We start from the raw sequence: 14,854 nt of genomic DNA on the forward strand, positions 1-14,854 counted from the left end.
GAGTAAACCGAATAGTAATCTCTTCATAAAAGGTGAATAAGGAGCCAATTGTTTGTGAATGGATTTGGAGTTAATACAATGTTGGAATTGGATGAATTATAATTTTCTTCGAAATATTATATTGTTACTTTTTATTTGATCTAGCATATATACTTATGCCAGCCAAAAAAGATGCTTGAATAGGCAAATATTCTGAAAAATTAATATCGGATAGGTTTTACAACCATTGAGGTGGATTGTAAAATGCTGATTTAAAGACAATTGTGTTAATATATTGATAAGGGAAGAGCTCCTTGCTGGGAGCTTTAATTTGAAAATTTAATCTGGAGGAGGCGCTGATTTAGCCAGTAAAGATGACTGCAGAGCAACTGCTGCACCTGTAACAAGGGCAGCAAACGTCATTAAAGTGATATTTTAACAACGATGGGATCGGTTCAGAAAACCAGGAGAAATAACTCTGGACACAAGTTAAAAAATAGCAGTGCCAAAGAGTTGTAGGTGGCGCTACCGCTACCTGTATTATAATGCGATTATAAAGCTTATTCTATCCATTTAGTTCTTTTTGGTGCTGGCTGTGTATGGTTAGCTTTTGTCCGCACACGCACCAGGTCAGAAGGCTTTCGGGTCATTTGCTGGGCGTACCCTTGCTTGTGCTCCACAATACTTCCTTTTAATTTCCATCCTTTGGAGAATAAACCAGATACTTCTGCTGCTAGAGTTTCTAAGTTAGGTGCTACCACTATATTGAATTCCATATCTCTGACCTTTCTGTATTAACGTGGTACTAAGATATTGAAAAAATTTATAGGTTGTGCGCAAAGGCTACGAAAAAATTAATAATTTGTTTAAGTTTAGATAACTTAATTGCAGAAAGTAAATTTATATTGCACAATTTTTAAACTTATGATATTTAAAGGAACTTATTTACTTAAAATATAAATACCCTGAATATGAGATGTTTTTGATTTATTTTTAATTATAACGATTAAAATAATCCCATTTTATATCTCGCTTAGTTCAATAATACAGAGGTAATTATTTAAATAAAAATGCCCTCCAGAAGCTAATATCGCTGTAAAGCCTCAAGGGTTATGAATATTATTTCAGCAAATTACAGCTGTTGTTGATGCTGTTGTAGCTATTGTTATGCCTACACTAACTCTGAATTTGTTTAGTTATAAATTAAGCGTAACTAATGCAACAGCAGAGCGGCATTTAAAACACGTAAATTAAAAGTCTTTTATGTCATTTAATTATAAAAATAATCTAAATATTTAAGTTATTTAGATAACATATAGTAGTTAGTCGATCCCTTGTTATGACAATGTTTTTTTTAGCTCAACACCTTCAGCAGAGGACCAATAATCATTCAGTATATTAGATATATATTTCTTGCCTATATTGCCTCATGTTCCCGATACAGTTAAATACACACATCGGCTATTTGCCGAAGCTTAAACTCCATTATCTCGAAATATCGGAGGAGGTGGTGCAGTCGCTGGGCGGAAAATTTAAGGTGAGAATGATTTGCACCGTAAATAGCAAAGTTACTTTTCAGTGCGGGCTGGTGGCCTTGGGGCAGGGCAGGGGCTACATTACCATTTCGGGTAGCCGCATGAAAAAAGCTAGCCTGAGCCGTGGTGACCAGGTGAGCGTGCTGCTGGAAAATGACGATAGCGAATACGGAGTGGAGGTGCCGGAAGAACTGGAGGAGCTTTTACGGCAGGATGAGGAGGGGAACCAACGCTTCAGCCAACTGGCAATGGGCATGAAACGCTACATAATACAGTACGTGGCGGGCGTCAAAAGCAGTCAGTTACGCATCGATAGGGCGCTGCTCCTGATCGGGAACCTGAAACAATTGCAACCCGGCAAAGAGACCTTCCGGGAGATGCTCGGCAAAGGCAAACGTGAGGTGTAAGTTACCAGCAGGTGTTCCTTCCAGACAAAAGAAAAACACTTTTCTGCCGATCTTTCTGTATTTTGCTTTTTTGAAAGCCTACAACTTACATGACTTATACAGAAAAACTACAGGCCATACGGGCTCAAATGGCGGCTGATGAAGTAAGTGCCTATATCATTCCGTCTGCAGATCCGCATATCAGCGAGTACCTGCCCGATCGTTACAAATGCATTTATTTTGCCTCTGGTTTTACCGGTTCGGCTGGTACTCTGGTTATTACACACGATTTTGCCGGCCTCTGGACCGATGCCCGCTACTTTGTGCAGGCGGCAGAGCAACTAGCTGGAACAGGTTTTGAGCTCGTTAAAATGAGGGCGCAGGGTGCGCCGGAGTATATTCAGTGGCTGGCGGAGAGGTTGCAGCCAGAAGAAATAGTAGCCTTTGATGCCAACCTGATTTCGGTGCAGCTTGCCCAGGTTCTGGAGGAACAGTTACAACCTCTCGGCCTGCAACTCAGCACTAACCTCGATTACCTGGACTCCATCTGGCCCGATCGTCCTGCATTGCCCCAGGCACCTGCCTACCTGCTGGGAGAAGAAATAACCGGTAGGGCCACAATCGCCAAGCTAAATGAGTTGCGCAAAGCCATCCAAAAACAGCGTGCCGACTTCCACCTTATTTCTTCGCTCGATGACCTGGCCTGGCTTTTTAACATGCGTGGCAGCGACGTGAAGTGCAACCCGGTGGTTCTTTGCTTTGCGCTCATCAGCCAGGAACAGGCTATATTATTTATTGAGCAGCAGAAACTACAGGAGGAGGCGCAGAACCAGCTAAAATCAGCGGGCGTAACGCTGCTGCCGTACCAGGCGGTGTGGCAGGCCCTGGCTGAACTTCCTGCTTCTACTACTATAGTACTAGATCCGAAGCGAACCTGCTTTGCTTTGTACAAGCAGCTGCCAGCCCTGGTGCGGGTGGTGCAGGAGACTAACCCGACTACCTATTTCAAAGCCATCAAAAACGAAACGGAAATTGCCAATACCCGCGAAACCATGGTAAAAGACGGTGTGGCCGTAACTAAATTCTTTAAGTGGCTCGAAGATAATTTAAGTACTTTGGAGATAACAGAATTAAGTGCGGAAGAAAAATTGCAGCAGCTACGGGCAGAGCAGGAGGGTTTTATCGGCCCCAGCTTCGATACCATTGCCGGCTATAAAGCCCATGGAGCCTTACCGCACTACCGGGCAACCCAAGCCAGCAATGCCCAACTGCAGCCCGACGGCCTGTTACTCGTCGACTCCGGTGGCCAGTACAGCAGCGGCACCACCGACATTACACGCGTTGTATCGCTGGGTAACCTGACCATCGAAGAAAGCACCGACTACACCCTGGTACTGAAAGGCATGATCGACGGGGCTACCACCCGCTTCCCGAAAGGCACCTGCGGTTACCAGATTGACGCCATAACACGGAAGCCACTCTGGGACCATGCCCGCAATTATGGCCATGGCACCGGCCACGGTGTAGGTTTTGCCCTGAATGTGCATGAAGGGCCACATGTTTTTAATCCTTCTCCAACGCCCATTCCCATAGAGCCTGGCACCATTACATCGGTGGAGCCCGGCATTTACAGGCCAGGTCGCCACGGCATCCGAATCGAGAACTTGGTACTGACGGTGCCGGATGAAGAAAATGAGTTTGGTGAGTTCTATACGTTTGAGCACCTCACGCTGGCGCTCATCGATACAACGCCAGTAAAAAAAGAGCTGCTGGAGCCGGTACACATCAGTTGGCTGAACGCCTACAACCACCAGGTGCTGGAGAAACTAAGCCCCTACCTGACAGATGAGGAGCGCAACTGGCTATACGAGAAAGCTAAAGCTATATAATATGGTGTGCAGGCTGCCCTAAGTAGAGAGATATCTGAATTATTTACTGATGTTATGCATTCAGAATTTGCAAAATGTTTATGAGCTGACTATTTAAAAAAATCAAATATTGATTCAGCGCTTAAAGAAACTTTTTAAATAAGTTCTAACATGTAAGATGCCGCCCGCTACAGCCTGAGCGCGAGCGAAGGCAGGAGGGAACACAGCGATGCGAGCCAAAGACGAGGCCCCGCTTAAATAGGGCCCCTTCCCCAGCCTTGAGCGCTAAGACTTCTACAATGAAAAATGAAAGCCTAAGGGCACCGGATGAAACTGTTACCAAATGTACTAGAACCAAATTAAAGGTTCCAAATACCAGAAGGTGCGTAACATTAGTTATTTAAATGAAATTGCCCTTCAAAAGCCTTTTCATCTAAATAATGCCAAGGGTAGAAAATGAATTCACCACCAATTGGAGAATTATAAACGATGCAAACAAATGAACACGACTGCCAGCAAAACCTACAACTTCAAAAGAAGAAGCTTTTCTTCAGGTCCGCAATTGTTGGGGCTCATTTTTATAGGAGCTGGCCTCATGTCGTTGCTTAGCCCATTTGTTCTGAATGATCCGGATTCTTTCATGAAATCTATGGTAGTGGGGGGCGTCGCTGTGGCAATTGGTGTACTGGGCGTATCAGCGTACAGTGGAACTTTGCTCGATGTTGACGGGAGGAAAGTGAAGAATTATTCCGCCATTTTAGGCTACAAGTTTGGCCGGTGGGAACCGTTGCCTCCTATTTCCAAAATAGCGGTGCTTCCTGCTCACTACAAAAGCTCTCATACACCCAATGGCATCAGCCCGACCTGGTCGGTCACAGTTACAGCATATAAAGTAGTACTTTGCGCGGCCAATACTGCCGCTTCGCCATCGTTTGCGTTTACAAAGAAAGAACATGCCATTGCGGAAGCTACGACTATGGCTGCCAGTTTAAAAGTGCCCTGCGATGTGAGAATAGCTGAAAAGGTTAACACGATATAAGTACGTTTGGCTGCTGCAGCTGTATATGGTGGTTCCGCAGAATTTAATATCTTTATAGTTCCTGTACTATACCACATAGGCTATGAACGATAAACTAGCGTTTCTTAAAACTGTAAGACCATTCGACATACTCCCGGACGATGTGCTGGAAGGGGTGGTGGAGTTGTTGCAGGAAGTACGCCATACAAAAGAGGCAGTTATTTACCACCAGGAGGTTACCAAAATGCCCGGTGTCGATATAATTGTGGAAGGCGAATACGAGGCTTTTTTCTACGATAGCACCCAAACCAGGCGGGTTGTCGAGTTCCACAGGCCAGGCTATTGCTTTGGAGGAGTATCGGTGCTGCTGAACCGGAAGCGCTCGCTGCGCACGGTTATCGCTAAAAAAGGCACCCTGGTTTATTTTCTGCCCCGGAAAGATTTTAAGGCGCTATGCCAGGCCTACGAAGAATTTCTGCATTACTTTACAGCGGAGTTCGGCAAACGCATGATCGACGACGAGTATGCGCACTTCGTTAAACGCCCCATTACCTACGACGAAAACTTTATAGCCTCCGATCAGCTCTACACCAAAAAAGTAGAGACCATAGAATACCGCGAGGTAGTGGCCTGTGGCAACGATACCCCTATTTACGAGGCGGCCCGCCTGATGGCCGAGCACAAAACCAGTTGCCTTTTTGTTAAAGACGACAAGCAGGATATAGTTGGTTACGTAACCGACATTACCCTGCGTGACAATGTGGTGGCACAGCAGGTAAGTGCGCAACAGCCGGTAAGCAGCATCATGGATAACCCTATTGTTTCCATCAGTACGCAGGCCTATGTGTATGAAGCTATCCTGATGATGTTTCAGACCAAAACCCGTTACATGCTCATAGAAGATAACGGGAACTACCTGGGCAGCATTAGCCGGAACAAGCTGCTGAGTGAGCAGGCGCAATCGCCGTTTATGTTCATACAATCAGTTAAGCTGGCGCGGTCGGTGGGGGAGTTGCGCAAAAAATGGTACAAGGTGCCGGAAATTGTGTTTCAGCTGCTGGATCGGGGAGTAAAAGCAGAGATCGTGAACCAGATGATCACCACCATTTCCGATACTATTGCGGTAAAGGTGATAGAGGAAGTGATAAACGAAATAGGCCAGCCGCCTGCAAAGTTTGTGTTTATGGTGCTCGGCAGCGAAGGTCGCAAAGAACAGACCCTCAAAACCGACCAGGACAACGCCATTATTTACGAAGACAAAGCCAACGAACAGCGCGAGCTGGTGCGCGAGTACTTCCTGCGCTTTGCCGATATGGTGTCTGATCGCCTGAACACCATCGGCTTCAGCTTCTGCACCGGTGGCTTTATGGCCAAAAACCCCAAATGGACGCACTCGCTCTCGCACTGGAAACGAAACTACGAAAGCTGGATAAGCGAGGCCGTTCCCGAAACAGTAATTAAGTTCTCTACCTTTTTCGATTGCCGCTACCTCTATGGCGAACCTGCCATTATAGAGGAGCTGAAGGAGTTTCTGGATGAGGAACTGCAGAAGCCGCTGGGCAAGCTGTTTTTCCATATGGGCAACAACGCGCTGCAGTACGAGCCGCCGCTTACCTTTTTCAAAAACATAAAAACCTTCACCAAAGACTCTAAAGAAGTTTTCGATATAAAAAAAGCCATGACACCGATTGTGGACCTGGTGCGGGTGTATGCCCTGAAGAACCGCATCTTTAAGACCAACACAGGCGAGCGACTGCAGGCCCTGAAAGCTAAAGGCATTTTTACTGAATCCGAAGTGCAGGAGCTGCTGCAGTCATATTACTTCCTGATGAGTCTGCGACTTAAAAGGCAGGCTGGCCAGATCATGAACGATAAAAAGGAACCTGACAATTACATCGATCTCCGCAGCCTGACTAAAATTGAGCAGGTAACCCTAAAGGAGATTTTTAAAACCATCAGTAATTTTCAGTCTTATATTAAAGTAGAGTTCAAAAATTCGCTCTTTGCCTGAATGTAACCTGTTGGTGAAGGGCAGCAGCAAAAGCAACCCTTGCTCTAAAATGGCCTTTTTAGCTTTGGAAGGCAGTTTTTATTTAAATAATTGGTTTAGTAGTATCAGCGAAAAATATCTTGATCCATTCTGAAGTCGATAACTCATGCAATTAGCAGCTCATTACGATGCGTTATGGCAAAGCTCTCTTCAAAAGTTCAGGCAAAACAAATTTGAGCTGGACCCGCTTCTGGAAGACCAGCAGGACCAGCGGTTCGGTATTACGCTGCTGGCGCGGCTACTGCCGGAGGTAGATGCCAGGGTGCAGCAGTTCCTGGATGCGTTACGGCAGGTGGAGCCGGCGCAGTATTATTATCCCGCCTCAGACCGGCACCAGACGCTGCTGTCTATTATCTCCTGCTACCAGGGCTTTAGCTTACGCCAGATTTCGGTGCCCGATTATGTGGCGGTGGTGCAGGAGTCGTTGCGGGAAGTGGGACCTTTTGCCGTGGAGCTGCGGGGCATTACAGCATCACCTTCGTGCATCATGCTCCAGGGTTATCCTACCGACGATAGCCTCGGCCTGTTGCGCAACCAGCTCCGCAAAAACTTCAGCGCCTCGGGCCTGGAACAAACCATCGACAAACGCTACGCTATTATAACAGCGCACAGCACCGTGGTTCGGTTTGTGCGGCCGCTTCAGCAGCCGGATGCCTTTCTGGATAAGTTGCTGCTGTACAAAGATGTGAACTTTGGAACCTCGACCATAACTGAAGCTGAATTGGTATACAACGATTGGTACCAGCGCCAAAAGCATGTAAAGGTCCTGCACCGTTTCCGGCTCAGGTAAAGCTGAGAATTATGCTAATAGAAATGCCCTTCCGAAGGGCTTCAGGTCAAAAAATGCTCAAGGGTAAAGGCCGTAACAACTCGGCTGATACTGCCCAATAGGAAACAAAATAGCCTTGGCAGCTGCTTTATTTCCGGAGATGTATGTACCTTCGGGCCCATATCAGTACACTTTATGAGTAGCTTTATTCTGCTTTTCGTTTGCCTGCTCATCGGGATGCTCTTGCGGCGGGTACCTGCATTTCCGGCCGCTACTCCGCTGGCGCTTAACCAGTTTGTTATCTACATCTCCTTACCTGCTTTAGCCTTACTTTATATACCTGAAATAGAATTGCACCGTGAACTGCTCCTGCCTGTGGCTGTCGCCTGGATTTGTTTTGGTGTGTCGGCTTTGCTGTTCGGCAGCCTTGGCAGGGTGTATGGCTGGTCGCGCAAACTTACCGGTTGTTTAATTCTGATGTCGGGCCTGAGCAATACCTCTTTTGTCGGCTTTCCGATTATTGAAGCACTGTACGGCGAAAGCGGGCTTAAAATTGCCATTCTCGTAGATCAACCGGGGTCGTTTGTGGCACTCTCCACGGTAGGTATTGCCGTGGCGGCAGCTTTCTCCAAAGGTGAGGCAAGCGCAAAGGGTATCGTTAAAAAGATTTTTACCTTTCCGCCCTTGCTGTCTTTTTTCGTGGCGCTGGCCATGAGCCTGCTGGGGCTGCACTTCCCCGATGCGCTGAAAGATGTTTTTCAGCGGCTGGGTAGCACGGTTACGCCGCTGGCGCTGGTATCGGTAGGGATGCAGCTGCGGGTGGAGCGGCACAGCAAGCACTGGCGTTTTCTGTTTCTGGGGCTGGCGTACCAGCTGGTACTTGCGCCGGCCATAATTTATGGGTTATACGCTGGTTTGTTTAACGCTCGTGCCGAAATTGTGCAGGTCTGCGTTATGGAAGCCGCCATGTCGCCCATGATCGCCCCGTCCATTGTGGCTGCAACTTACGGCCTGAAACCCCGGTTAGCCAACATGATGGTAGGTTTCGGTTTGCCACTTTCGTTTATCACGCTGGTGTTCTGGTATTGGGTGGTATCAGGGTTTTAACCTTTTAGCGCCGCTTCCCTGCCAGACCCTTGGATCTAAAGTGGCATTTTTTCTTTTAGAGGGCCAAAACATTAGAATAATTGAATTTAAGGTGCTACTCCGGCTCCTGGTAGGTATCGAGTTTTATTTTTTCTATGAGCAGGTAATTTTTAAACTGGTGAATCAGGCGGTCCATTTCCTTTTCTTTCACGGCAAGGGCTTCCATTTCTTCGTCAGAGGTATCGAGCACAGGGCGCAATCGCGAAAGGCTATCGTTGAGTTGCACGATGGCGTTTTCGGTGTGGGCTTTCAGTTCCTCGTTTTCCTCTACCAGAATTCCCTGCTCCAGCTCCGCAATATAGGCTTCCAGAAACTTTACCATGTCCCAGGGGTTGTTGGGGCGGTTCCAGGTAAAGGTTATGTTGCAGCGGCGGCATTTGTAGGTGTTGCACTTCCAACCGCGTTCGGTGGTGGTGCTGCCGGTGCGCTTGAGCATATCTACTTTCTGGCAGGTGGGGCACTGGGCATTATCCTCGATCAACTGGTTCAGGCGCTCGCGTTTATCTAAGATAGCCGACCGGTTCTGCGCGTGGTTGTAGAGCTGGGTTTCCAGGTTTTCGCAGGCGGTTGTCAGTTGGGTATGTTCTGTACTTATCTCGCCGCTATCCATTAACTGGGTAGCGCGTTTCTTAAAAAATTGAATCAGTTTTATTAATTCTCGTTCTGTGGCTTTCAGTTCTGCTTGCTTCATGTAGGCTGATTAATAAAACAAAGGTACAAATTTTTTTAAACTGCCCCGGCCAGCAGCACGAGGTAGCCTCCCAAACCCAATTAACCTGAGCGCTACCTTCAAAAAAGAGAGGCGAAAGGTGCTGAATGGTTTTTACCCTTTGTTTTCAGATTCGCGGGTCCGTTTGTAAATCCGGATGGCCAGCATCAGTACACCAGAAAAAACCAGCAACCCGATAATGCCCCATAACATACTCAGCGAGCTTTTTAAGACTACCAGGAACACAATGCTGATCAGAAACACCGTGGCAACCTCGTTCCAGATACGGAGCTGGGTGGAGGTATAGCCGGAGCGGCCCTGCTGTTGCTGTTTAAAAATGCGGTGGCAAAGAAAATGGTACACGTAAAGGCCAGCCACGAACCAAAGCTTCCAGACGAGCCAGGGCGGAATGCTGCCGTAGAGGTGCAGAATTATCAGTCCGAAAATAAGCGTGAGGACAGCCGAGGGCCAGGTAATGCCATACCAGAGGCGCTTTTGCATGAGTTCATACTGTTTCAGCAGAATGCTGCGTTCTGGTTCTGGTTTTTCGTTTGCCTCGGCATGGTAAATAAAGAGCCGGACAATATAGAACAAACCGGCAAACCAGGTAACCACGAAAATAATGTGCAGGGCTTTTATGTAGAAAAAGTACATACGCAATCTTATGAAGCCACTCCTGTCTGGCTTGGTGCAAGGTGTAAAGCTTAATTTCTGCCCGATTTTGCTTAACCTGGCCAACAGCCGAAAAGTAACAAAAATACCTATAACTTGTCGTGCTATTGCGGTACGAAAATAATAATCGATACAAATTCAAAATAACCTGCCGTGTTGTCGTTTTCTCCTGCTTGTTCGTTTAAGCTGGTAAGATCTTGTAGAACAGATTTCTGCACTATTTGCACATGCTTTTAAATTCCAGGACTTCTGCCTAAACCCAAAGTATATTAAATTGCTAAGGCAACCACAATCCCATAAAAACAAACGCTTATGAAGAAAATAACTACTCCTACTTTACTTCTGGATGAGGCCAAGTGCAAACAGAACATCAGCCGTATGGTGGAGAAGGCACAGCGTAACCGTGTAAAGCTCAGGCCGCATTTTAAAACGCATCAGTCGGCGCAGGTCGGGGAGTGGTTTCGGGAGCAGGGGGTGGAGGCTATCACCGTGTCGTCGTTGCAAATGGCCAGCTATTTTGCCCACCATGGCTGGACAGATATTCTCGTAGCCATACCTGTTAACTTACTTGAGATAGACACTATTAACAAGCTGGCCGCTAAGGTAAAACTACACTTGGTGGTGGTGAACATGGAAGCGATTTCGGTGCTCGAGCAACTGCTGCTGCAGCCGGTTTACATCTGGGTTAAAATAGATACAGGGTATCAGCGTACGGGGGTGCTGCCGCATAACAACACCGACCTTGACCCCATGATGCAGCACCTTTTCGAGAGCGGGAAGTTTTATTTCGAAGGGTTTTTAGCGCACGACGGCCATACCTATAAGCAAACCGATCGCGATGCCGTGAAGGCCATTCATAACACAACAGTGTACCTCCTGCACCTGGTCCGGAGCCGCTACACCCATCTTTTCCCTGATATTCTGCTCTCGATAGGAGATACGCCTTCTTGCAGCATGCTCGAAAATGTTGCTGCCGTAGACGAGATACGACCGGGTAATTTTGTGTTTTATGATCTTACGCAACAGCACATCGGCTCCTGCACTTACCAGCAGATTGCAGTTTGTATGGCTTGCCCTGTTATAGCCAGGCACCCGGAGCGAAACCAGCTGATTTTATACGGAGGTAGCGTTCATTTCTCGAAAGATAGTCTTATAACAGAAGATGATACAGTGATCTACGGGCAGGTGGTCGCATTAACGGCAGATGGCTGGTCTGCTCCCGTTGATGGCTTGAAACTGGTTTCTCTATCGCAGGAGCATGGTGTTGTGAGCGCATCGGAGGAGCAGTTCCGGAATTACGAAGTTGGCGACCTGCTTTACGTACTACCCGTTCACAGCTGCCTTACCGCAGTTGCAATGAAACGCTACCTCACCCTGGAGGGAGAGTGGCTGGAGCATCTGGCGGGGCTTCCTGTTGGTTCTTTTAACTAGCCCTTAGGCAGGTGCCACCTGCTGGCTTTCCGGCTAGTAAAAAAGTGCCTGCAATAAAAAAGGGAAGCTGATTTTTAGTCAGCCTCCCTTTTTATTTTAGTAAAAAGATAAAATAAGTTTACAACAGCTATAGTGTCATAACAAAGCATAAGCTTTTACTATCACCTGTTAAAAGTAAAAGAGCCTTGTGCCTCCATACTACTTTTTTGTATGCTTATAGATCCTGTGGGCCATAGCCGCCACTATAGTAACCACTTAGGCCATAAGGTTTAAACCTGTCATCTTCTTCGTTTTCTCTTCTGTCACGGGCATCATTTTCTTGCTGAAGTCTTACATTGCCGCGGCTAATGCGATTGCTGCTGCCCATATAGTAGCCAGTAGAGTCTTCTTGCTCAAAGTTTCGGTTTGAAGAGTGGTAGTTGTCCTGCATGCTGCTGTCAAACCTTCTAGATACATCGGAGCCTTCTAGGTCATGGTTTCGGTTGCTGTCGTCGCTTTGCCAGCTTTTGCCACGATGTCTGTTTTCGTTTTGCCAGCCTCGGTTACTGTTCCCGAAATTTGAGGCACCACTATATCCTGAACCAGACCTGTCGTTGCTGTGCTGTTGCGCTCTGCCGCTGTCAAACGAATGGTTCCAGTCGTCGTTGTGGCGGCGTGGCGCACTGTAACCGCCACGCGAAGAGCCAAAACCTTGGGCTCCGCCATAGCTTCCCATGTTGCCATAGTTCGGCGAGGAACCATACCGGCTGCCTGAGTTACCGGAGCCGCTCATCTCATCTCCACGGAAATCATAAGTGCCAAAATTGCTTTTGTTCCGATAAACTTTTTCGTCTTGCGAAGTGTACCTTTCGAAACGGCTTTGCTGGTGTGGCATGTTCCTTTGCTCCTGCTCAGGATGTCGGTACCTGTCCGACCGCCTTGTCTGAAAGTGGTGTTCCCCTTCCTGTTGGCGGTTTTGGTCATAGTCTGATTCAAATCTGTTCATAGCTTCTGTTGTTATTGGTTAGCAAATAATTTCTGTTCTATACTAATAACGATTAGTACAGAAAGGAGTTTACTTAGAACAGAAGTATGTTTGTTTACTTCCTACAGCTACCACAGAACCTATTTCTTTTGAGTTGAAAGAACGTTTGAGCCTTCTTTAAGGGGTAGCTCCGTTTTATCTTTAAGTATGTTTTCATTGGCCAGGTAGGCTTCAATGTCATCGCGTAAAAACATGAAACTTAGTGATATGCAGGTAGCTAAAAGAGTGAACCCGAGCGCACCGTACCTGATACCATCGTAAAAGCTATGGCGTGCGCGCCAGATAAACATGCGAAGCGGCATAAACAGCGGCTGCAAAAGCGAAGCATGTAATAAGTGCTTCCGCACCAGCGATATAAAATGCTCCTGCCCGATAACGACCATACTTCCTACTATGGTAAAGTTAACGAGCGCAAACATAGCCATCATCTGCATGTATGGGTTTGTTCTTAAATGGCCATATTTATACTGGCTATAGGCAATGGCTCCTAGGCAGGCTGCGCAAACAAGTATATTGGGCAAACTGAGGAGCCAGTTGTTTTTGGGAGTATCGTCTTTAGGTGTCGGAATGTAAGGTACCTTGATGCGCAAAACAGAGTAAACAAAGCCCAGGAAGAAGATCCACCAGGTGCCGGTTCTGAGTATACCTCCAAACATATGGAAGCCTTTTTCATTTTTCTCGTGGTACCAGCGCTGTGCATAATGCCTGATACAGATGGAGATACAGAAAAACGGTGTAAACATAACCAGGAACTCCAGCAACGACACATACCAGGGGAACTCGGCCAAGGAAAGGGCCAGTATCGGAATCAGAAAATCGACCAGGTTAAACACCCCGAACAGGTAGTAGAGCGGCAACGTGAAATAATGCAGCTTCTGCCGGCTCGTAAACTGCGAGAACAACTTCGGGTATACTACAAATAAAAGCTCGAAGGTGCCTCTGGCCCATTTTATCTGCTGCTTATAGTAAGCCGAGAGAGTTCCGGGTACTAATCCTCTTGTCAGAATCTTAGGTACATACACCGATTTCCAGCCTTTGGCATGGAGCTGCATGGCCGTATGCATATCTTCAGACAAACCAGCCGCATGCCCGCCAATGCTATCTAGCGCTTCTCTTCTGAAGGTGCAGTTTGCGCCAATGGCCTGTGCGGTACCATACGAGTTCATGCCCATCATCATGGGGCCATAAAAACTGTAAGTCTGTTCTGCTGCCCCGTACGCTACCAAACTCTCTTTTTGGTTATGGTAGGCCTGCACCACCTGCACAAAGCCCATCTCCTTATTTTCGAAATATGGTAAAACCTCCTCCAGAAAATGTGGCGCTGGTATGTGGTCAGGGTCCAGAATAAGGCAGATGTCGCCGGTTGCCTGGCGCAGGGCATTATTAATATTGCCTGCCTTAGCATCTACCTTTACAGCCCGTGTTACGTGTTTTACATCCAGGCGCTCACACTGCGCTTTCAGTTAAGGATCATTTCCTTCGTCGCAGAGGTAGGTGGTGTGCGGGTATGTCATTTCCTGAATGGCTTCCAGCGTTGCCACAATCATGGCATGCGGTTCGCCTGGGCAGGCAGTCGTCAGTACATCTACGGTAAAAGGTGTCTTCAACTCAGGCTTTTCGGGTATGCTGATGGCGTAGTAGTGGTACCATTCGTGTAGTGTGCGGAGCAGTTTAAAGCCAAGCGCTGTAGTCAGTAACCAGAAAAGGGGAGGGTAGCCGATGTGATCCTCGTCTATAAACCAGATCAGGAACATGGCCATGGTAATTAAACCGAGCAAGATCATCCACCTTATTTTTCGAAGGTTTCTTCTGTTCTCCTGGCTATTCTGGTTTTCCTGTTCCTGGGGGTGCTTCAGCACAAGCTCATTTGTAGAAGTATGCATGTATGGTAGTAGAGTAAAAGCTATGAAAGCAGTAAGAAATTAAGCTTGTTCGTAGGTTTGGTCTGGTGGCAATAGCGAGGCGCTACAGCATTACGTAGCCTGGTTGTTAAATGGTTTTAATTTTATTACATTTATTTACCATAACTCGCAAACCTTATACTCGTATGTAGCCCTGATTGTTTCTAATAACATAAGTTAAATTTATAGGAGGCCTCCTGTTACAGGCGATTGTTTCCATTTATTATTATTGGCAAAACTGCATGACATCCAAATTTTACAGCTTAACATCTCTTATCTATTTCATTTGTTTTCTTATAGGAGTTACGCAGACTTCTATGGTTTCGTATAATCTTATAAAAAAGCCATGGAATCTGCCCAGTATAT

Annotated in this window: 13 protein-coding genes; 7 read left to right on the top strand and 6 right to left on the bottom strand. The window is 46.8% G+C overall.

Annotated elements, in window-relative coordinates; genetic code table 11:
• Positions 1-539: 539 nt before the first annotated feature.
• On the bottom strand, positions 540-755 hold the full coding sequence (locus FVR03_RS21820) for a hypothetical protein (protein WP_147923901.1): 216 nt from the start codon (positions 753-755) through the stop codon (positions 540-542).
• A gap of 653 nt (positions 756-1,408) precedes the next feature.
• Between FVR03_RS21820 and FVR03_RS21825 the strand changes: the two genes are divergently transcribed.
• The 6 genes from FVR03_RS21825 to FVR03_RS21850 all read left to right on the top strand — a co-directional run bounded on the left by FVR03_RS21825 (position 1,409) and on the right by FVR03_RS21850 (position 8,712).
• A complete protein-coding gene (locus tag FVR03_RS21825; protein WP_147923902.1) occupies positions 1,409-1,921 on the top strand; it encodes a DUF1905 domain-containing protein in 513 nt (170 codons plus the stop codon).
• Between the two features lie 89 nt (positions 1,922-2,010).
• Positions 2,011-3,789 carry an aminopeptidase P family protein gene (locus FVR03_RS21830; protein WP_147923903.1) on the top strand — a complete coding sequence of 593 codons (1,779 nt, stop codon included), beginning with the start codon at positions 2,011-2,013 and terminating at the stop codon, positions 3,787-3,789.
• Between the two features lie 478 nt (positions 3,790-4,267).
• On the top strand, positions 4,268-4,807 hold the full coding sequence (locus FVR03_RS21835; RefSeq protein ID WP_147923904.1) for an MBL fold metallo-hydrolase: 540 nt from the start codon (positions 4,268-4,270) through the stop codon (positions 4,805-4,807).
• 82 nt (positions 4,808-4,889) lie between these two features.
• Positions 4,890-6,797, top strand: a complete 1,908-nt coding sequence (locus tag FVR03_RS21840) for a DUF294 nucleotidyltransferase-like domain-containing protein (RefSeq protein ID WP_147923905.1) — start codon at positions 4,890-4,892, stop codon at positions 6,795-6,797.
• A 145-nt stretch (positions 6,798-6,942) separates the two neighbouring features.
• Complete coding sequence (locus FVR03_RS21845; protein WP_147923906.1) at positions 6,943-7,626, top strand: 2'-5' RNA ligase family protein; 684 nt, start codon at positions 6,943-6,945, stop codon at positions 7,624-7,626.
• Positions 7,627-7,800: 174 nt separating this feature from the next.
• Complete coding sequence (locus tag FVR03_RS21850; protein WP_147923907.1) at positions 7,801-8,712, top strand: AEC family transporter; 912 nt, start codon at positions 7,801-7,803, stop codon at positions 8,710-8,712.
• 94 nt (positions 8,713-8,806) lie between these two features.
• On the opposite strand, the gene FVR03_RS21855 is transcribed toward FVR03_RS21850, so the two are convergent.
• On the bottom strand, positions 8,807-9,442 hold the full coding sequence (locus tag FVR03_RS21855) for a hypothetical protein (RefSeq protein WP_147923908.1): 636 nt from the start codon (positions 9,440-9,442) through the stop codon (positions 8,807-8,809).
• Positions 9,443-9,574: 132 nt separating this feature from the next.
• Positions 9,575-10,114 carry a CopD family protein gene (locus FVR03_RS21860; RefSeq protein WP_147923909.1) on the bottom strand — a complete coding sequence of 180 codons (540 nt, stop codon included), beginning with the start codon at positions 10,112-10,114 and terminating at the stop codon, positions 9,575-9,577.
• A 330-nt stretch (positions 10,115-10,444) separates the two neighbouring features.
• On the opposite strand from FVR03_RS21860, the gene FVR03_RS21865 reads away from it, so the two are divergent.
• Complete coding sequence (locus FVR03_RS21865; RefSeq protein WP_147923910.1) at positions 10,445-11,563, top strand: alanine racemase; 1,119 nt, start codon at positions 10,445-10,447, stop codon at positions 11,561-11,563.
• A 214-nt stretch (positions 11,564-11,777) separates the two neighbouring features.
• Here FVR03_RS21865 and FVR03_RS21870 read toward each other — a convergent pair whose 3' ends face one another.
• The 3 genes from FVR03_RS21870 to FVR03_RS21880 form a co-directional block, all read right to left on the bottom strand.
• A complete protein-coding gene (locus FVR03_RS21870) occupies positions 11,778-12,548 on the bottom strand; it encodes a hypothetical protein (protein WP_147923911.1) in 771 nt (256 codons plus the stop codon).
• A 119-nt stretch (positions 12,549-12,667) separates the two neighbouring features.
• Positions 12,668-14,050 carry a glycosyltransferase gene (locus FVR03_RS21875; RefSeq protein ID WP_147923912.1) on the bottom strand — a complete coding sequence of 461 codons (1,383 nt, stop codon included), beginning with the start codon at positions 14,048-14,050 and terminating at the stop codon, positions 12,668-12,670.
• Positions 14,051-14,470: a hypothetical protein gene (locus FVR03_RS21880; RefSeq protein WP_147923913.1), complete on the bottom strand. Its 420-nt coding sequence runs from the start codon at positions 14,468-14,470 to the stop codon at positions 14,051-14,053.
• Positions 14,471-14,854: the final 384 nt, after the last annotated feature.

It is taken from the genome of Pontibacter qinzhouensis (assembly GCF_008017455.1).
GTDB lineage: Bacteria > Bacteroidota > Bacteroidia > Cytophagales > Hymenobacteraceae > Pontibacter > Pontibacter qinzhouensis.